The 17,628-nt window shown below is 42.3% G+C and carries 17 protein-coding genes; 7 read left to right on the plus strand and 10 right to left on the minus strand.

Features of this window, described 5'->3' with window-relative positions; translation table 11 throughout:
* The first annotated feature begins 39 nt into the window (after positions 1-39).
* The 3 genes from HRT75_RS05840 to HRT75_RS05850 are packed head-to-tail and all read left to right on the plus strand — an operon-like array spanning position 40 to position 4,077.
* Positions 40-297, plus strand: coding sequence for a DUF4834 domain-containing protein (locus tag HRT75_RS05840; RefSeq protein WP_291183752.1), 258 nt, complete (start codon positions 40-42; stop codon positions 295-297).
* A 23-nt stretch (positions 298-320) separates the two neighbouring features.
* Positions 321-2,756, plus strand: coding sequence for a hypothetical protein (locus HRT75_RS05845; protein WP_291183755.1), 2,436 nt, complete (start codon positions 321-323; stop codon positions 2,754-2,756).
* A gap of 1 nt (position 2,757) precedes the next feature.
* A complete protein-coding gene (locus HRT75_RS05850) occupies positions 2,758-4,077 on the plus strand; it encodes a glycosyltransferase family 4 protein (protein WP_291183758.1) in 1,320 nt (439 codons plus the stop codon).
* Between the two features lie 35 nt (positions 4,078-4,112).
* Here the strand turns inward: HRT75_RS05850 and HRT75_RS05855 are convergent, their stop codons facing one another.
* The 4 genes from HRT75_RS05855 to uvrA form a co-directional block, all read right to left on the minus strand.
* Positions 4,113-5,405, minus strand: coding sequence for a hypothetical protein (locus HRT75_RS05855; RefSeq protein WP_291183760.1), 1,293 nt, complete (start codon positions 5,403-5,405; stop codon positions 4,113-4,115).
* A 151-nt stretch (positions 5,406-5,556) separates the two neighbouring features.
* On the minus strand, positions 5,557-6,276 hold the full coding sequence (locus tag HRT75_RS05860) for a hypothetical protein (RefSeq protein WP_291183763.1): 720 nt from the start codon (positions 6,274-6,276) through the stop codon (positions 5,557-5,559).
* A 260-nt stretch (positions 6,277-6,536) separates the two neighbouring features.
* Positions 6,537-6,836, minus strand: a complete 300-nt coding sequence (locus HRT75_RS05865; RefSeq protein WP_291183764.1) for a hypothetical protein — start codon at positions 6,834-6,836, stop codon at positions 6,537-6,539.
* Between the two features lie 295 nt (positions 6,837-7,131).
* Positions 7,132-9,909 carry an excinuclease ABC subunit UvrA gene (uvrA, locus tag HRT75_RS05870; RefSeq protein ID WP_291183767.1) on the minus strand — a complete coding sequence of 926 codons (2,778 nt, stop codon included), beginning with the start codon at positions 9,907-9,909 and terminating at the stop codon, positions 7,132-7,134.
* Between the two features lie 235 nt (positions 9,910-10,144).
* On the opposite strand from uvrA, the gene HRT75_RS05875 reads away from it, so the two are divergent.
* Entirely contained in the window at positions 10,145-10,729 is a 585-nt protein-coding gene (locus HRT75_RS05875; protein ID WP_291183770.1) for a sigma-70 family RNA polymerase sigma factor, read from the plus strand.
* A gap of 241 nt (positions 10,730-10,970) precedes the next feature.
* Here HRT75_RS05875 and nth read toward each other — a convergent pair whose 3' ends face one another.
* Positions 10,971-11,639 (minus strand): endonuclease III, encoded by a 669-nt coding sequence (gene nth / locus HRT75_RS05880; RefSeq protein WP_291183773.1) that lies wholly within the window; start codon positions 11,637-11,639, stop codon positions 10,971-10,973.
* Positions 11,640-11,669: 30 nt separating this feature from the next.
* Here nth and bcp point away from each other — a divergent pair, with 30 nt between their 5' ends.
* A complete protein-coding gene (gene bcp / locus HRT75_RS05885; protein ID WP_291183776.1) occupies positions 11,670-12,125 on the plus strand; it encodes a thioredoxin-dependent thiol peroxidase in 456 nt (151 codons plus the stop codon).
* Between the two features lie 15 nt (positions 12,126-12,140).
* Here the strand turns inward: bcp and HRT75_RS05890 are convergent, their stop codons facing one another.
* Positions 12,141-13,586: a TonB-dependent receptor gene (locus HRT75_RS05890; protein ID WP_291183779.1), complete on the minus strand. Its 1,446-nt coding sequence runs from the start codon at positions 13,584-13,586 to the stop codon at positions 12,141-12,143.
* Positions 13,587-13,665: 79 nt separating this feature from the next.
* On the opposite strand from HRT75_RS05890, the gene HRT75_RS05895 reads away from it, so the two are divergent.
* Positions 13,666-14,445 carry an MBL fold metallo-hydrolase gene (locus tag HRT75_RS05895; RefSeq protein ID WP_291183781.1) on the plus strand — a complete coding sequence of 260 codons (780 nt, stop codon included), beginning with the start codon at positions 13,666-13,668 and terminating at the stop codon, positions 14,443-14,445.
* Between the two features lie 15 nt (positions 14,446-14,460).
* Positions 14,461-14,955: a hypothetical protein gene (locus HRT75_RS05900; protein WP_291183784.1), complete on the plus strand. Its 495-nt coding sequence runs from the start codon at positions 14,461-14,463 to the stop codon at positions 14,953-14,955.
* On the opposite strand, the gene HRT75_RS05905 is transcribed toward HRT75_RS05900, so the two are convergent.
* The 4 genes from HRT75_RS05905 to HRT75_RS05920 form a co-directional block, all read right to left on the minus strand.
* Positions 14,952-15,608, minus strand: a complete 657-nt coding sequence (locus HRT75_RS05905) for an alpha/beta fold hydrolase (RefSeq protein ID WP_291183787.1) — start codon at positions 15,606-15,608, stop codon at positions 14,952-14,954. The genes HRT75_RS05900 and HRT75_RS05905 overlap by 4 nt on opposite strands.
* 80 nt (positions 15,609-15,688) lie before the next feature.
* Positions 15,689-16,003 carry a hypothetical protein gene (locus HRT75_RS05910; protein WP_291183790.1) on the minus strand — a complete coding sequence of 105 codons (315 nt, stop codon included), beginning with the start codon at positions 16,001-16,003 and terminating at the stop codon, positions 15,689-15,691.
* 46 nt (positions 16,004-16,049) lie between these two features.
* Positions 16,050-16,370: a hypothetical protein gene (locus HRT75_RS05915; protein WP_291183793.1), complete on the minus strand. Its 321-nt coding sequence runs from the start codon at positions 16,368-16,370 to the stop codon at positions 16,050-16,052.
* Entirely contained in the window at positions 16,363-17,622 is a 1,260-nt protein-coding gene (locus HRT75_RS05920; RefSeq protein ID WP_291183796.1) for a dihydroorotase family protein, read from the minus strand. The genes HRT75_RS05915 and HRT75_RS05920 overlap by 8 nt, the downstream gene beginning before the upstream one ends.
* Positions 17,623-17,628: the final 6 nt, after the last annotated feature.

A 17,628-nucleotide genomic window follows, 5' to 3' on the forward strand; every position in this document is an offset into this window, starting at 1 on the left:
AGCCGCTGAATCCCTACCTTTACATTAAATTTAGAGTGCATGGATGCATTGAGAACGTTTTTGATCGTTATTTTGGTATTGTTGATGCTGCGTTTTGCGTTAAAACTCGCTGCACCTTACATTTTGCGCTATGCCAGTAAAAAGCTTCAGCAGCGCTTTGAACAACAGTTCGGAGCCTTTGAGCAACAGCAACCCCCTAAACCAGAAGGCAGTGTACATGTACACCGCAAGCCACAAGGAAAAAAAGAGGCCACTAAGGTTGTAGGAGACTATATCGATTATGAAGAAATTGATTAATTTGGAGGCTTAAATCCGCTTCTATGGCTGCCTTAAAAAAAGCGCTTCCTCATCTCATTGTTTTAATTCTATTCGTTTTGGCCTCGCTGATCTATTTCAGCCCGGTACTACAAGGCGATACCAGCTTCCAAAGTGATATTGCTCAATTCAATGGGATTGCCAAGCAACAGCGGGACTTTAAAGCGGCAACAGGTGAGGAGACCTATTGGACCAATGGGGCCTTTGGCGGAATGCCAACCTATCAGATCGGAGCCCGCTATCCAAACCACCTGATCAAAAAACTTGACCTTACGCTGCGTTTTCTGCCAAGACCCGCAGACTATTTGTTTTTGTATTTGCTGAGCATGTACGTGTTGCTTTTGGTCATGAAAATAGACTATAAGCTCGCATTTCTGGGCGCTCTAGCCTTTGGCTTTTCCACCTATTTGATCATAATACTCGGGGTAGGACACAACTTGAAAGCACACGCCATAGCTTATATGCCGCTAGTTTTGGCGGGTATAATTTTAACCTTTAGGCGGAAGTATCTTTGGGGATTTGCACTAACGGCAGTTGCCATGGGCTTGGAATTGGTGGCCAACCACTTCCAGATGACCTATTACCTCTTGATATTAGTCGTTGTTTTGGGAATAGCTTATTTGATTGATGCGATCTTAAAAAAGCAACTACAACATTTTACGAAATCTGTTTTGATCCTTTGTGGAGCCGTACTGCTGGCCATTGGATTTAACAGTGCGAATATATTAGCCACAGCCGAGTACGCACCTTATTCCATGCGCGGAAAGAGCGAATTGACCATCAAACCAGACGGAACTCCTAAAGAGGTTACCAACGGTTTATCATACGATTATATCACGGAGTACAGTTATGGGAAACTGGAATCTTTCAATTTATTGGTGCCGCGTTTTATGGGAGGTGGTTCTGGAGAACCCCTGCCAGAAGAAAGCGAACTTATTGAAACCTTAAGAGGTTTACCAATCTCCCCAGAAGATGCGAACAATATCTTGAGACAGGTTCCGCTGCCCATGTATTGGGGGCAACAGCCCATTATAGAAGCACCTGCCTATGTTGGAGCCATAGTGGTCTTTTTAGCTTTGTTGGGCTTCTTTTTGATCAAAGGCCGACTGCGTTGGTGGTTGTTAGGCGGTATTATTTTAAGTCTATTGCTCTCTTGGGGTAAGAACTTTGCCTTTCTCACCGAGTTCTTTGTAGACTATGTGCCGCTGTATAACAAGTTTAGAGCAGTGAGCTCCATGCAGGTGATCATTGAACTGTTATTGCCCATTGCGGCTGTTATTGGCTTACATCATCTATTTAATGACTTTAATTCCAAAGAAAGCCGCAAGAAAGCACTAATGCTATCTGGTGGTATAGTCTCTGGATTGTTGCTGATTTTTTACCTCTTCGGATCCAGTTTGTTTGATTTTGAGGCGCCTTATGATGCCGACGTTGCCGCAGCATTGGGTGAGATTGGACCTTTACTCATTGAAGGGATTCAGGCCGATAGAATCTCTGTATTCAAAGAAGACAGTTTACGATCCCTAGGATTGGTCGTTGCCAGTTTTGCGGTATTGTTTGCTCTTATACGCCAAATTATCAAAGAGCCGGTGGCTGTTGGGATTTTAGCGGTTTTATTAGTGTTCGATTTGGTTGGTATTGACAAACGCTACGTCAATGAGGATGACTTTGTGGATTCTCGAGTGATGGAGCAACCGTATCAGGCCAATGGTGCGGATCTTCAAATTCAAAAGGACACCGATGGTTTCTTTAGAGTATATGATATGACCAGTGCTGCCTTTACCAGTGGACGTGCGAGTTTCTTCCACAATGCCTTGGGAGGATATTCCGCAGTTAAAATGGGCCGCATCAACGATATTAACGATTTCTATTTGTTGCGTGGACAACCCAATATGAACATCATCAATATGTTTAATGTGCGTTATTTGATTCGTTTTGGAGATAACGGTGGGCCTTTTGCGCAGCGTAATCCAGGAGCCAATGGCAATGCCTGGTTTGTCTCTGATTATGAAATGGTGAGTTCTGCAGATGAGGAAATCCAAGCCTTAGCCGTGGTTCATTCAAACTTTGCCGAACAATTAAATGGTAAGCGTTTTACAGTAGACTCCACAGCAACCATCAGCCTTAAAGAGTTTGCGCCTAATAGAATGGTTTATACCAGTAACAGTAGCAAAGAGGGCTTAGTGGTCTTTTCTGAGATGTACTACAAACCCGGTTGGAAGCTGACTGTTGACGGCCAAGACGCTGACTATTTTAGAGCTAATTATACCCTACGAGCAAAGGTCTTCCCAGCTGGACCCCATGAGATCGTTTTCTCCTTTGAACCAGCAGTGGTGCAACGCGGAAGCCTTTTAAGTTTAGTCTCTGCTGCCGTCTTTATACTGATCTTGCTGGGATTCGGGTATATGAACTACAGAAAATCTGACCGAGAAGCTGCCTAGCATGGAGCCCTTAAAAGTTTTGGTAATTACCTATTATTGGCCGCCAGCAGGTGGGCCAGGGGTTCAGCGTTGGCTGAAGTTTTGTACGTATCTGCCAGAAAATGGAATTGAACCAACGGTTTACATTCCAAAGAACCCTACCTATCCCATTGTAGATGAGGGGCTTTTGCAAGAAGTGCCAAAAGGCATAAAGGTCTTAAAGCATCCCATATGGGAACCTTACGGCTTGGGTAAACGGTTGGGTAAAAAGTCTACTAAGACCCTTAGTAAGGGCATTATTGATGAGAATCCTTCCCTGCTTAAGAAGTTAATGCTTTTCATTCGTGGGAACTTTTTTATTCCTGATGCGAGAAAAGGGTGGGTGAAGCCCTCAGTCCATTATTTGAAGGATCATCTCAAAGAGCATCAATATGATGCTATAATCACTACCGGACCTCCACACAGCGTTCATCTTATAGGAAAACAACTCAAAGAATCTGTAAACATCCCTTGGTTGGCTGATTTTAGAGACCCATGGACCACCATTGGATATCACAAATCCTTACGATTATTACCTTGGAATGCTAGAAAACATAAAGCTTTAGAAGCTGCAGTTTTAAATGCGGCTGATCAAATTTTGGTTACCAGCCCTTCGACAAAAAAAGAGTTTGAAGCGCTTACCAAACAACCCATTGCGGTGATCACCAACGGTTACGACACCTCAAACAAGCCTTCAAAGCAGCCTGAATTGGATGAAAAGTTCAGTATTTCACATATTGGCTCGCTTTTTGCCAAACGCAATCCAGAGTCGCTCTGGAAGCTACTCGGGGAATTTTGCAAAGCGGATGAAGCCTTTAAAAAGGATCTTAAGCTTGTTTTTGCAGGTGTGGTAGCAGATGAAGTCAAAATCTCTTTAACTCATCACGGGCTTTTACAACATGCCGAATTTAAAGGTTATGTAGACCACAGCGAAGCCATTGCGCTCCAGCATCAAAGTCAGTTGCTGTTGTTATTAGAGATCAATGCTCCAGAGACGCGGGCAATCTTACCAGGGAAGCTCTTTGAATACATGATGGCGCATAGACCCATCCTTGCGATAGGTCCCGAGGGGAGTGACATCAAACAATTGGTGGAGGAGTCGGGTAGTGGTGCCTTTTGTAATTATGAGCAGCTCCATGAGGATTATTTAGGAGCTTACATTCTAAACGCCTATAAGTCCTATAAAAATAAGTCCTTAGCACTTCAAAACAATTCCATAGAACAATTCGACAGAAAAGTGCTTACCGAGCAATTGGCTATCGTTTTAAAAAGCGAAACCCTTGCCAGACATAGACCGTCATAACAAGGGTTCCTAACTAACCAACCAAAAAATGATCTTTAATTTCTTCTACCGCTACGCGTGCTGCGTGCGTTGGAGTTTCTTCTGCTGTTACCGCGTGAAACATTTGCTGAGCGAGAGCTTCTAGAATTGCTAGAACTCATGCGGGTGTTAGACCGCGATTCTCCAGATCGATTTGCTCTTGAGCTTGATCTGCTGGAGCGGTTCATGCTGCTGCTGCTGCGTGTAGATCTGCTTGAGGTAGCTCTCTGGTTGCTGCGAGAAGATGAGCTTCTCATATTCCCGGAAGACCTGCTAGTGCTTCGCTGAGATCTCATGTTTCCAGAAGATCTATTGGTACTGCGCTGAGAGCGCATATTGCCAGAGGATCTGCTGTTAGAGCTCCCGCTGCGAGCAACGGTTCCACGGTTGTTTGTGGTGTTCCCGCGAGTGCTCATGCTGGATCTGTTTCCACGTGTGCTTGTAGCACTACCGTTACGCACATTGCTTGACCTTGAACTTCTCATATCGCGAGAGGTGCTTCCTCCACGAGTGTTCGCACTCATACTTCTGCGGTTGTTTGCCGTTGTTGCTCTACTAGAGCTTCTACCGCGATTAGTAGCTACAGCATCTCTACCTGATCTGCGCTCCGGACGGTAATCCGGATTCGCTGCTGTTCTTCCGTTTCTGTAGTGAATTCTACTTCCAGGGCGGTAGAAATCACGTCTTCCGTTCACATAGGCACTACGGCCTCTATTGTTGTAGTAGCGTAGGTGATTTGCATACGTATAGCGCACTGGTGCATAGTATCTGCGGTACGGATAGTTGTATACAATACAGTTGTTAAAGAACGGTCTGGCGTAAAATACGTGCCATGGTCTGTATACATAGGTTCTATAAAATGGGCTGATAAATCCAACCGTATAGTCAAAGTATCCAAAGTTGTTGTAGAAGACCTGTAGACCACCTACACGTACAATGCGTCTGTTGTTGTATACGATATCTACTGTTCCTGCTCTAGAGATACGTCCGAAGTTGTCATAAAAGATCGGTACGTTTTCAATCTGAATCACAGCTCCGTAATCATCGTACTGTACAAATGCGTCGTAATCGTAACCAGAATTGTAGTTGATACTCACTGCAGGAGTATTCACATTTACATTGACGGTATTTCCTCCCAAGAAGACAAAATCGAACTGTCCATCTGGAAATACTGAGAATTCTACACCACCTTCTACAAAGATGTATGAAGATCCGTCAAAGTTGTATCGTCTGTCGTCTGCGCGGGCATCTGAAAAGAATCCAGAAACACTCAGTAAGAGTCCGCTAAGTAGTATGCCAAGTTTTTTCATCACTTTAAGTTTTAGTTTGTAATTGCATTCTGGTTAGCATTACGCTTACTTAAATACAAAGGGCGTGCCAAACTTTTAAACTCTAGATTATCAGCGATAAAAAAACACTGCCCTCCTAAGAGAGCAGTGCTACATCAACTAAATCATGATACTAGTTGCGGCTGCGACGTCCGCGTCTGTTATCATCTTCATCATCGTCCCAGTCATCATTCCAATCGTCATCCCAGTCAAAATCCCAATCTGCATTGTTGTTCTGAGTTCTAGAACGTCTACCTGTGCGATAGGTAGTTACGTAATGGCCGTTGCCAAAATATCTGTTGCCAAAGGTATACGTAGTGCTTCCTGCGACTCCACATACTCCGTAGACTACATTGCGTCGGTTAATATTACCCAGCGTATGGGTGACGCGTCCACGTCTGTTGTAGAAAATTTCCATTCCGCCTACACTTACCAAGCGACCTCTGCGGTATCTCAAAGTAACATCTCCTATGAATCGTACCTTACCATTAGGTTTATAAAAGATGTTGGTACGTCCAATATTGTGCAGTACACCAAATCGATCTACGTTGAGTCGGTAATGCCCGCGGCCACGGTAACGTGTGTTGTGAATCGGTAAGCTTCTGCTGGCGTTGCGTCTTCCGTTTACACGGGTACGTCTGTTGTAGTGTACTGCGTTTGGAAGGACATAGCTAAAACTGCCATCCAAGAACACTTCAAACAAGATACCATCTTCATAAAAACTTACTGATTGTGTACTTAAATAGCGTTCGTAGTTACCCCAAGGATTGTAAACCTTAGATTCTGTATTCACATTTGCCTGTGTAGAAATTCCAAAAAGGAAAAGACCTACTGTAAGAATTGCTTTTTTCATAATTCTAAAATTTTGGGTTTTGCCTACTCTAAAAGCTTTTCGGCTTGCGCTATTGTCTTAAGTAAACCAAAGGGCGTGCCAAAATTTTAAAATATTGTTATACAGAATATTACGTATGACATTTAAAATACTCAAAGGCCATCTACTCAATCAATTATTCCAAAACCGGTATAGCGAATGTTGCGTCTTCTCGGTCTTAAGTTTTGATCTAAAGGATCCAAGATAGACCGAACAGCATCAGAATCATTTGCACTCCCAAGTCAGGTAACACTGCCACGAGTGTGACTGTATAATCCCTCTTGGTTGTAGAAGATTTCTAAACCGCCAATTTGTTTAAGCCTTCCTTGGTCATACTCAAAATTGATCGCTCCCAAATGAAGCAGTTGTCCGAGTTCGTTGTACTCCAGTTGAAGTTCTCCGATGGCGTAAATGATCCCCGAATGATCTAGAAGCAGATTATTTCCAGAGTTAGCACCCGTGTTGGAGTGATGAACACTCATGCGATCGGCGCTACCGCCTTTGCCAGTTTTAGCCCGTTGTCCTCGATAACTGAATTGCATAGAGGCAGGTAGGTTAAAGGAAAAACTTCCGTCCAAAAAGATGTCAAAATGAACCTGCTCATAAACAAAGGAAACTTATTGACTCTTGAGAAGTTCTCGATTTTCTGAAGCTCGAGTAATCGTAATTACGCTTAAAAATAACAGTAGTGTAATAGTTCTTTTCATAGGTTGCATTTTAAGGTTTACTGCGGATTTTATCGCGGTAAATGGTTTGCTTTAAAAGCAGCAAAATAAATGCCAACCTATTGATTTAAAGATATTTAATACTAATGAGAAGTATAAGAAAAGCTAATGTTTAAAGCTTTTCTCTAAGATGCTGAGCTGTAAACGATTCCGAGATTTGCACGATCTCCTCCGGAGTACCAGAAGCAACAACAGTTCCGCCTTTATCTCCACCTTCTGGCCCGAGATCAATAATGTGATCTGCACATTTGATCAAGTCCAGATTGTGCTCTACCACAATGATGGAATGACCGTTGTCTAGCAGCGCATTGAAAGAATCCAACAACTTTTTAATGTCGTGGAAATGCAGGCCGGTAGTAGGTTCATCAAAGATGAATAAGGTTTTGTCCTTGCTCGCTCCTTTGATCAAGAAAGAAGCCAGTTTGATGCGTTGCGCTTCTCCACCAGAAAGGGTAGAGGAACTTTGCCCCAATTGCACATAGCCTAAGCCTACCGCTTGCAGAGGTTTTAGCTTATCGTGGATCTTAGTTTCTCCGTGTTGATCAAAAAACGCAATGGCCTCGTCAACGGTCATGGTCAAAATATCGTGAATATTCTTTCCGTGGAATTGCACTTCCAAGATCTCTTTTTTGAAACGCTTTCCTTTGCAGGTATCACATTCCAAATGAACGTCAGCCATGAACTGCATCTCAATGGTCACAACGCCTTCTCCTTTGCAGGTTTCACAGCGTCCACCATCTACATTGAAAGAGAAGTGCTTGGCTTTATAGCCGCGGATATCAGAAAGTTTCTGCGAGGCAAATAAAGAGCGAATATCATCATAGGCTTTGATGTAGGTCACCGGATTGGATCGGCTTGAGCGTCCAATCGGATTCTGATCCACAAACTCTATATTCTGTAAGGCATTCTCCGACAGTTCTAGTGTAGAGAACTGACCAGGTTTATCTCCGTATCCTCCTAATTTACGTTGAAGAGCAGGGAAGAGGATCTTTTTCACTAGTGTACTCTTACCAGAACCAGAAACTCCAGTGACTACGCTAAAGCTTCCCAAAGGAAAGCTCACGTCTATATTCTTTAGGTTATTGTGTCTAGCCCCTTTCAGTTCGATGGTTTGAGTGACTTCCCGACGCTTTTCAGGTACACTGATCTCTAAACGACCACTTAAATATCCAGCGGTAAGTGAATCGGATTTTAAGATCTCATCATAGGTTCCGGTTGCGACCACTTCACCTCCAAAAGTACCTGCTTCAGGTCCAATATCAATGATGGTATCTGCCGCTTTCATGAGGTCTTCATCGTGCTCCACAACAATAACCGTATTTCCTAGATCACGCAGTGATTCTAGTACGCCTATGAGTTTTTCAGTATCTCGCGGATGCAGACCAATACTGGGCTCATCAAGGATATACATTGACCCAACCAAACTAGAACCTAAGGAAGTGGCCAGGTTAATGCGCTGGGATTCTCCACCGGAAAGCGTATTGGATTTACGATTCAGTGTCAGATAATTGAGTCCAACATTAGACAAGAATCTCAATCTATTGTTGATCTCTAAGAGCAAACGTTTTGCTACTTGCGCGTCGTGATCATTCAGTTCCAATTGTTGGAAAAAGCTTCGGACCTCGTCAATGGGTAATTCTACCAAATCTGAAATAGATTTCCCTTGAATCTTAACGTAATTCGCCTCAGGTCTTAATCGACGGCCGTAACAAGTACCGCAGCGTGTTTTACCGCGATATCGAGACAGCATTACGCGATTTTGGATCTTATAGCTTTTGGCTTCCAGTTCTTTAAAAAAGCTATCTAGGCCTTCAAAGTAGCTGTTTCCGTGCCAGACTAGGCGTTTGTCAGCTTCTGAAAGTTCAAACCAAGGCTTGTGAATTGGGAAATCAAACTTATAGGCGTTGTTCACCAATTGATCGCGATACCAACTCATGGTTTCACCGCGCCAAGGAAAGATGGCATTTTCATAGACCGATAAGGCCGTATTTGGAACAACCAAGTCCGGATCAATTCCAATCACATCTCCATATCCCTCACAAGTAGGGCAAGCCCCATAAGGGTTATTGAAGCTAAATAAATGAATATTGGGCTCCAAAAAGGTTTGTCCGTCCAACTCAAAACGATTGTTGAATGGTTTTTGAACGCCTTCATCAACAGGGTCAATGATCACATCCCCTTTGCCTTCGTAAAAGGCCATTTCAACAGCATCTCCTAAGCGGTGGTAAAAATCTTCATCGTCTTTCTTCACAATACGATCTACCACCAAATAAAGCGTTTTAGGAAGGGCTTTGTCCAAACTGTCCTCTATACGCAATACCTTATCATTGGCTTTGATACGAGCATATCCTTGCTGCAGCAAAGCCTTTAATTTGTTTTCCATGCTGCGGCCTTCTTCCAAAGTGATCGGGGCTAACAACAGCAATCTTTTTCCTTCCTCTAAGGTTTTGATATAATCCAGGACATCCGTAACGGTATCTTTCTTAACAAGCTCTCCGGAGATAGGCGAGTAGGTCTTGCCAATTCGTGTAAAGAGTAGTTTGAGATAATCATAGATCTCTGTAGAAGTTCCCACAGTAGAACGCGGGTTGGTGGCGTTTACCTTTTGTTCAATGGCAATAGCAGGGGCAATTCCCTTAATAGCATCGACCTTAGGTTTGCTTAAACGCCCTAAGAATTGACGCGCATAGGAAGAAAGACTTTCTACATAACGTCTTTGTCCCTCTGCGTAAAGTGTATCAAAAGCCAAACTGGATTTACCACTGCCCGAAAGCCCTGTAACAACCACCAGCTTATTTCTGGGAATGGTAACATCAATATTCTTCAGGTTGTGCAACTTAGCGCCTTGAATAAGGATGTTATTTTTAAAATCGGAGGTTGTTTTTGACACGAATTTTGTTTTAAAAAACCCTGCAAAGATACCACTTAAAAGCCGTTTTTAATAGGGGTAAGTCCGTACAAGTTTTAAACAAAAACCAACTTTTTTTTTGCTTTTCTGAAAAGTTTGTTGTTATATTTACGAACATTAACGCCTTTTTTAAAGCACACGCCTATAGCATATTACTACTTTATAATTAGATAGAAACCAGAGCCCTAGCGGTTTTTGAGACTAATAAAGTACTAATATGGAACGCAACTTAACCAGTGACGCACACCTTGTAAGAGCCTATATAGACGGTAATGAGAATGCATTATGCCAACTAATTACCAGACACAAGGAAAAGGTATTCAGTTTTATTTATTCAAAAGTTTACGACCGAGATGTCGCAGAAGATATCTTTCAGGATACGTTCATTAAAGTGATACGTACCCTTAAACGCGGTGCGTACAATGAAGAAGGTAAATTTTTGCCTTGGGTGATGCGTATTTCTCACAATTTGGTGATCGATTACTTCAGAAAGAACAATCGTATGCCAAAATTCGAGAACAACGGAGATTTCAATATATTTTCTGTTTTAAGCGATGAATCTTTAAATGCGGAGAAGCGCATTATTAAGGATCAAGTTGCTGATGACGTAAAAAGACTGATTGAGGAGTTGCCAGAAGATCAAAAAAATGTACTCATCATGCGTATGTACAAGGATATGAGTTTTAAAGAGATCTCAGAGCAGACGGGCGTTTCCATCAATACAGCACTGGGTAGAATGCGTTATGCTTTGATCAACCTCCGCAAGGTGATTGACAAGCACAATATAATTTTAACCAACTAGTACAATAAAATAATACTTGTCGCGTTTTTTAAGAACATTAACTCTTAAACAACGTTCTATGCAAGAAATGTACTCTAAGACCTCACGCCGGGACCCCGTGAATAAAATGGTCCCAAAAGAAGAGACAATTAAGTTCCTTCTGGATTATTCTAAGGCTTTAAGTGTTATAGATTATAATAAATTGAAGTTTGAAGCACTTCTAAACTAAACTTTGGAAAAACCCGCTTAACCGCGGGTTTTTTTATGCTTTCTTTTTAGCTTTTGCCTTGTAGTAATCGTTCAAGACCGTCTTTCTTCCAACGGTCTTAGTAATAATGTCTTTTTCCAGGTCCCAACCTCTTGCAGGAGAATATTGACGCCCGTACCAAATAATTTGCAAGTGTAATTGATTCCACAAATCCTTTGGAAACAAGCGTTTAGCATCTTTTTCAGTTTGCACTACATTCTTTCCATTGGTGAATCCCCAACGGTACATTAAGCGGTGAATATGCGTATCTACAGGAAATGCGGGAACATTAAAGGCCTGTGCCATGACAACACTCGCTGTTTTATGGCCTACAGCAGGCAGTGCTTCTAAAGCTTCAAAACTTGCGGGAACTTGACCGTTGTGTTCATTTATTAAAATGTGAGAGAGCTCATAGATGCCTTTAGATTTCATTGGTGACAGCCCAACAGGCTTTATGATCTCGCGTATTTCTTCTTGAGTGAGCTTGATCATATCATAAGGATTATCAGCAACTTCAAACAACTTAGGGGTTATTTGATTGACCCGTACATCTGTACTTTGCGCTGACATTAATACTGCAATTAGCAGTGTATAAGGATCTTTATGATCTAAGGGGATGGGAATCTCCGGATAAAGCTCTTGTAACGTATCGATGACAAATTTTACCTTTTCCTGCTTGGTCATTATTGCGTAAATTTGAACAAAAATAGCAAAATGAATACACTAAAAGCCGGAGATGCGGTTCCGCATTTCAAAGTCAACGATCAAGATGGAAACCCAATAGATTCTAACGATTTTAAAGGGAAGAAATGGGTAGTTTTCTTTTACCCAGCAGCCAGTACACCTGGTTGTACTGCAGAAGCTTGCGATTTACGTGATCACTACGGTGAGTTGCAAGCAAAAGGATACCATTTAGTGGGAGTTAGTGCCGACACCGAGCGTAAACAAAAGAATTTCAGCACGAAGTATGAATTTCCATTTCCATTATTAGCCGATACAGAAAAGGATGTCATCAACGCCTTTGGTGTTTGGGGGCCTAAAAAATTCATGGGACGCGAATACGACGGTATACACCGTATGACCTTTTTGATCAATGAAGAAGGCGTGGTAGACCACGTCATTTCTAAAGTAAAGACCAAAGCGCATGCCGCTCAGATCTTAGAACTCTAAGACATATTGAAAGATTTAAGACTGCAGGGCCTTTTCACTACAATTGAAGAGGCCTTCTTTTTTGATCATTTCTGAGATGCCTTCAGGAAGCATTTGTTCCCAACCAGATTCTCCTGCTTCGATCATTCGTAATACCTCACGAGAGAAGATATCCAGAACATCATCGTTATAATCTTCAATATCAACAAGCTTACCATTGTACTTGAAGAACTTGTATAATTCCTTCATACGCGGGTGTACTTTGAGATTCTCGCTAGTGATATAATCGTTTTTACTAGTGCGCATTGGGTAGAGGTAAACCTTCAGGTCTTTGTAGAATAGCTTACCAAATGCTTCCAAGATTCCTCCAGAAAGATGACGGTAATACTTCTCATCAAATACGTCAACTAAATTATTAACTCCCATAGCCAAACCAATACGGTTCTTGGTATAGTTACTAAAGTATTCAACCAGTTTATAGTATTCCTGGAAATTGGAGATCAGTACCGTATGTCCTAAAGAGCATAGTAGTTCAGCACGATCCATAAAGTCTCGTTCGTCGATCTCACCTTCTGCACGGAGGTTAGAAAGTGTGATCTCAAAAATGGAGATAGAACGATCTGGATCTACTTTATTTTCTTGCATAAATAGGCGATGCGCCGTTTCATACATATCAATATTCACCTTGGTTACCGGTCTAAAACTACCGCGCAAGGCTAGAATGTTCTTTTTATAAAGAATACGCGCAGGAAGGATGTTGTTTCCGTCAGGGCCAAAGATAATCGCTTCGGTCATGCCGTTCTTGATCAGTTGTAAACTCATCAAACGGTTGTCTACAGTAGCGAATCGAGGGCCTGAGAAATTGATCGTATCTATCTCAATTTGGTCCTTGTGCAAGTGATCGTAGAGGTAGCGCAGTAATTTTCTAGGCTGATCGTGTTTATAGAACGCCCCGTATATCAAGTTGACTCCAAGTGTTCCGAGTGTAATCTGTTGTAAACGGGCGTCATTTTCTTTAAAACGAACGTGTAGAATGATTTCACTATAATCCTCATCTGGAGCTGTTTGAAAGCGGATTCCAACCCAGCCGTGACCTTTATACTTCTTCGCAAAGTCAATGGTAGTCACGGTATTGGCATAGGTAAAGAAGATCTTATCTGGATGCTTATCGCGATGGATGCGCTCCTCGATAAGTTTGGTCTCGTGTTCTAACATGCGTTTTAAGCGCGGTTCAGTCACGTATCGACCGTCTGCCTCCACACCGTAAATAGCGTCGCTAAAGTCCTTATCATAGGCTGACATGGTCTTAGCAATAGTCCCGGAAGCTCCTCCAGCTCTAAAGAAATTTCTAACGGTTTCTTGACCCGCGCCGATCTCAGCGAAAGTTCCGTAAATATTCTCGTTTAGGTTTATCCTCAGGCATTTGGCGTGTATGGAAGGAATATTTTCAAAATCCTTGTCGCCCTTAATGGTATCCGGCATAATTCATTGCAATTTCGATGTATTACAAAGGTACTAAAACCGATAGGGTAACAAAAAATTTAGAATTATTTTTGCATTTATGAGATCGCCCCTTAAAATCACATTTTTAGGTACTGGAACCTCCCAAGGAATCCCAATTATTGGCAGTACACATCCCGTCTGTTTAAGTGAGGACCCCAAAGACAAAAGACTGCGTGTCTCTGTACAATTACAGTGGGATGACCAATACTTTGTCATTGATTGTGGACCTGATTTTAGACAACAAATGCTGCGAGTTGGGCAACGACAGTTAGATGGTATCCTGCTCACCCATGAACACAGCGATCACACCGCAGGTTTGGATGATATTCGCCCCTTTTTCTTTAGACAGGGCGATGTTCCTTTTTATGCCGAACCGCGCGTTTTTGATGCGCTTAAGGATCGGTTTGGATACATCTTTGAAACAGAGAATAAGTATCCAGGAGCACCGACTATTGCAGAGCATGTGATCCAATCAGATACCAGCTTTGATCTCAAAGGCAAGCGGGTTACGCCGATCCGTGTATTTCATGGCGATTTACCGGTATTGGGCTTTCGTATTGATGATTTTGCCTACATGACCGATGTGAAGACCATTCCTGACGCTGAGTTTGAAAAATTGCGAGGATTGGATGTGGTAGTGATCAGTGCCTTGCGCGTAGAGCCGCACAGAACACATTTAAATCTAGAAGAGGCCTTAGCCATGGCAGCCCGTATTGGGGCCAAGAAGACTTATTTTACACACATCAGTCATTTGCTTGGTTTTCATGAGGAGGTATCTAAAAACCTGCCCGAGAATGTGTACCTTGCTTATGACAAATTAGAACTTAACTTCAATTAATCTTTTATCTGTTTTATGAAGAAATCGATTTTCATGTACCTGTTCTTCTTCGCCATTTTATTGGTGTTATTCATGTATGTCAATCAAAAGCGTATTTATGAGGATCAGCAAGGCAAAATTGATTCTTTAGAGACACAACTCGCCCAGCTTACAGCAGATATCGATACGCTACAAGAGCAGAATGCTACTTTGAATTACTTTACGCTTCAGGGCAATGACAATGCCATGACCTATTTCGAATCTTTAGGATTTGAGGCTGCAGACATAGAGAACTATGTGCGCGAATCCATTTACGCCTACAACGGCCAATCAGAAGGAAATCCGTTGATCCCGTATGAAGGGATGGACGGTACTATGCGTATCAATAAGTTGAAGTTTTTAAATCACCGTTGGTTGGTTGCTGATTTCACCGACGGACGCTATTGGGGAGAAATGGTGATGGAATACTATATTGAGGATGATAAACAGATCACCTTCAATACCTTAGGCTCATTGATGTACCCAAACTAAAGGTTTTCTTCTAACCAAGCTTTAAACTCGTAGAAGTTCTGCGGAGCCACTCTGTGTCCAACGGGAAACTCACTAAACACATTTGAGATTCCCAATTCATCTAAAAAGCCTGGGGTTTTACGCGCCCAATCTACTGGAATTACAGCATCTACACTTCCGTGGGAACTGTATACTTTAAGTCCGCTAAAATCATTTTCCCGATAATTCTCAGCATACATTTCTGGTACGATATAACCACTTAAGCCCACTACGCACTTGATTTGCTGCGGATGGGATAAGGCATAAGCAAAACTCAAAATTGTACCTTGACTAAAACCTATTAGTGCGACACGCTCCCGATCCACTGGATATTCTTCTAAGGCCTGCTCAATAAAAGTCCCCAACAATTCTCGAGATGCTACAGCCTGCTCAATATCGTTGAACTTTCCACCGCCAACCTGATCCCAGTGAATGGCATACCACGCATTGCCGTAGGGTTGCATTGCATGCGGCGCTTGAACTGAAAGAATTGCATACTCCTCAGGCAATTCAGAAGCGAATGAAAACAGGTCATTCATGTCACTTCCGTAGCCGTGAAGCATGATAATCAATGGTGCTTTTTTAGAGGTGTCTGCCGCTGGTCGGTATAAATGTTCTAGTGCAAATGTGGCCATAATGCTTAAGTCTTAGGCAAAATTAGCCATAAAAAAAGCCACCGTAAAACGATGGCTGTAATTTTGTTATCGGTTTTGTTTTAGGAAATACCTTTAAACCAATCTTGAAACATTGGGCCTAAAACAGGGGTTAACTGCTCCTTACTTTGAACAGCCCCGATCAAGCTCAATATCCACAGAACTAATACCACAGGTACTAGAATTAAGTTTAGAAATGGAATAAAGCTCGAAACGAACATCAACAGGAAGAGTCCAAGTACTTGACGAATGTAAAAAACACCTAAACTGGTTCTGTCATTTTGATGCATTACCAAGGCAATAATCCATCCAATAAGTGTAATGTGGCTAATGATAGCAATAGTATTCGAGGAGGTTGAAGTAGTTTCTTCAGACATGGTAAATTGTTTTTAGTTAGTTATTTAGCTTTTTAAAGATAGCTAATTACTTTAAAAACTGAAACCACTCTTGAAATTTTTGACTGAAGAAAGGAATGGCAGGTTCTTTACCGATAATTGCGGTCACTAAACTAAAGGCCCAGGCTCCAAAGGACCCGATCCAAAGGACATCGCCTAAAATAGGATTCATATAACCGTAGGCCACTTGGGCACAGAATAAGATCAGCAATAAGCCAAACATATTTTGAATGTGCTTGGTAGCAAAGGGATGTTTAGCCTCTCTATTTAAAAAGTAGGCGATAATGGTCCCAATGAAGGTAATGTAAGCGATTATGGCAATGCTTTTGTCAGAAGGAGAATCACTCATCGTTTAAGTGGTATTTTTCACCCAAGATCATTCCATAGGCCTTTCCTTGAAGCTTATGCCCGTGATAGATACAGTTTTTAGAAAAGGAGGGAAGGGTCTTAGCATCTACCGTCCAAGTTTCTTGAGGATCAAACAGGCTCAGGTCAGCTGTTTGGCCTTCCTCAATTGTGGTTGAATTGATTCCGAAGGCTGCTCTCAATCCAGTTAAAGCATCAACAGCTGCTTCAGTTCCCAAGGCTTTATTAGTTGCTCCAAATAGGCATTCTAAGCCAATAGTGCCGAAGTCTGCGTGATCAAATTCCTTTTTTTTGGATTCAATATCCAGCGGATTGTGATCTGAGGTTACTCCGTCAATGGTGCCGTCTAGCAAGCCTTTGATAAGCGCCTTGCGATCTGCTTCATCACGCAGTGGAGGCATGACCTTGTATTGGGTATCAAAGCCTTCTAAAACATCATCAGTAAATAACAAATGATGCGCAGCAACGCTACAACTAACATCCAAACCACTTTTCTTAGCCGCTTTGATCAATTTCACACTAGCGGCAGATGAGATGGTAGGAATATGCAACTTTCCACCGGTGTATTCTAAAATACCCAAGTCCCTTTGAATTCTCAAGGTCTCGGCGGTACTGGATATTCCTTTTAAACCTAATTGCGTACTGGCAATGCCTTCATGGACTACGCCTTTTGTAGCCAAGCCTTTTTCCAGAGGAAAACTCTGTACCAATCCACCAAAAGGTTGTGTGTATTGCAAAGAAAGTTTCAGCAAGTTTACATCGTCTGTTGGACGTTTGTAATCGTAAAAACTCGGACAGCCTACAGTATTCATATCGAACATTTCAGCCTGATCAATTCCTTTGCTTCCTTGAGTTAAGGCACCAACGATCACAGCATTTACCGGAGAATCTTCAGTGCGTTGTGCAATAAAGCTCACTGCAGATTTGTTGTCCGTTATTGGCGCTGAATTGGCATTGATGGCCACGTGACACAGCCCAGACTGAGCGCTCACTTGCATACCATTGGCCAAGGTTTCCCGGTGCTCGTAGCCCGGTTCACCAAAACTCACGCTGGAATCAAACCAACCTAAAGAAACATGAAGGTTGGGCTTGTCAATAACGAGATCGGCTTCCTTCTGGTCAATGGAGGCAGCAATCTTTTGAATAATACCGTTAAAAATGAGAATGTCGCGCTTTTTGTTGTGGTGATCACTAGCACGATCTAGAATGGTTGCGGATTTTATTAACACCTGCATCGGCGC

This window comes from Gilvibacter sp., from assembly GCF_013214815.1.
In the GTDB taxonomy this organism is placed as follows: Bacteria; Bacteroidota; Bacteroidia; order Flavobacteriales; family Flavobacteriaceae; genus Gilvibacter.

Bases quoted from the DNA above. Each gene is read 5' to 3' on its own strand.
- HRT75_RS05895 (WP_291183781.1), top strand. From the start codon at position 13,666: ATGAGATCGCCCCTTAAAATCACATTTTTAGGTACTGGAACCTCCCAA.
- HRT75_RS05855 (WP_291183760.1), bottom strand. From the start codon at position 5,405: ATGAAAAAACTTGGCATACTACTTAGCGGACTCTTACTGAGTGTTTCT.
- HRT75_RS05890 (WP_291183779.1), bottom strand. From the start codon at position 13,586: ATGCCGGATACCATTAAGGGCGACAAGGATTTTGAAAATATTCCTTCC.
- HRT75_RS05840 (WP_291183752.1), top strand. From the start codon at position 40: ATGGATGCATTGAGAACGTTTTTGATCGTTATTTTGGTATTGTTGATG.
- HRT75_RS05905 (WP_291183787.1), bottom strand. From the start codon at position 15,608: ATGGCCACATTTGCACTAGAACATTTATACCGACCAGCGGCAGACACC.
- HRT75_RS05915 (WP_291183793.1), bottom strand. From the start codon at position 16,370: ATGAGTGATTCTCCTTCTGACAAAAGCATTGCCATAATCGCTTACATT.
- HRT75_RS05865 (WP_291183764.1), bottom strand. From the start codon at position 6,836: ATGCAATTCAGTTATCGAGGACAACGGGCTAAAACTGGCAAAGGCGGT.
- bcp (WP_291183776.1), top strand. From the start codon at position 11,670: ATGAATACACTAAAAGCCGGAGATGCGGTTCCGCATTTCAAAGTCAAC.
- nth (WP_291183773.1), bottom strand. From the start codon at position 11,639: ATGACCAAGCAGGAAAAGGTAAAATTTGTCATCGATACGTTACAAGAG.
- HRT75_RS05845 (WP_291183755.1), top strand. From the start codon at position 321: ATGGCTGCCTTAAAAAAAGCGCTTCCTCATCTCATTGTTTTAATTCTA.
- HRT75_RS05875 (WP_291183770.1), top strand. From the start codon at position 10,145: ATGGAACGCAACTTAACCAGTGACGCACACCTTGTAAGAGCCTATATA.
- HRT75_RS05920 (WP_291183796.1), bottom strand. From the start codon at position 17,622: ATGCAGGTGTTAATAAAATCCGCAACCATTCTAGATCGTGCTAGTGAT.
- HRT75_RS05900 (WP_291183784.1), top strand. From the start codon at position 14,461: ATGAAGAAATCGATTTTCATGTACCTGTTCTTCTTCGCCATTTTATTG.
- HRT75_RS05860 (WP_291183763.1), bottom strand. From the start codon at position 6,276: ATGAAAAAAGCAATTCTTACAGTAGGTCTTTTCCTTTTTGGAATTTCT.
- HRT75_RS05910 (WP_291183790.1), bottom strand. From the start codon at position 16,003: ATGTCTGAAGAAACTACTTCAACCTCCTCGAATACTATTGCTATCATT.
- HRT75_RS05850 (WP_291183758.1), top strand. From the start codon at position 2,758: ATGGAGCCCTTAAAAGTTTTGGTAATTACCTATTATTGGCCGCCAGCA.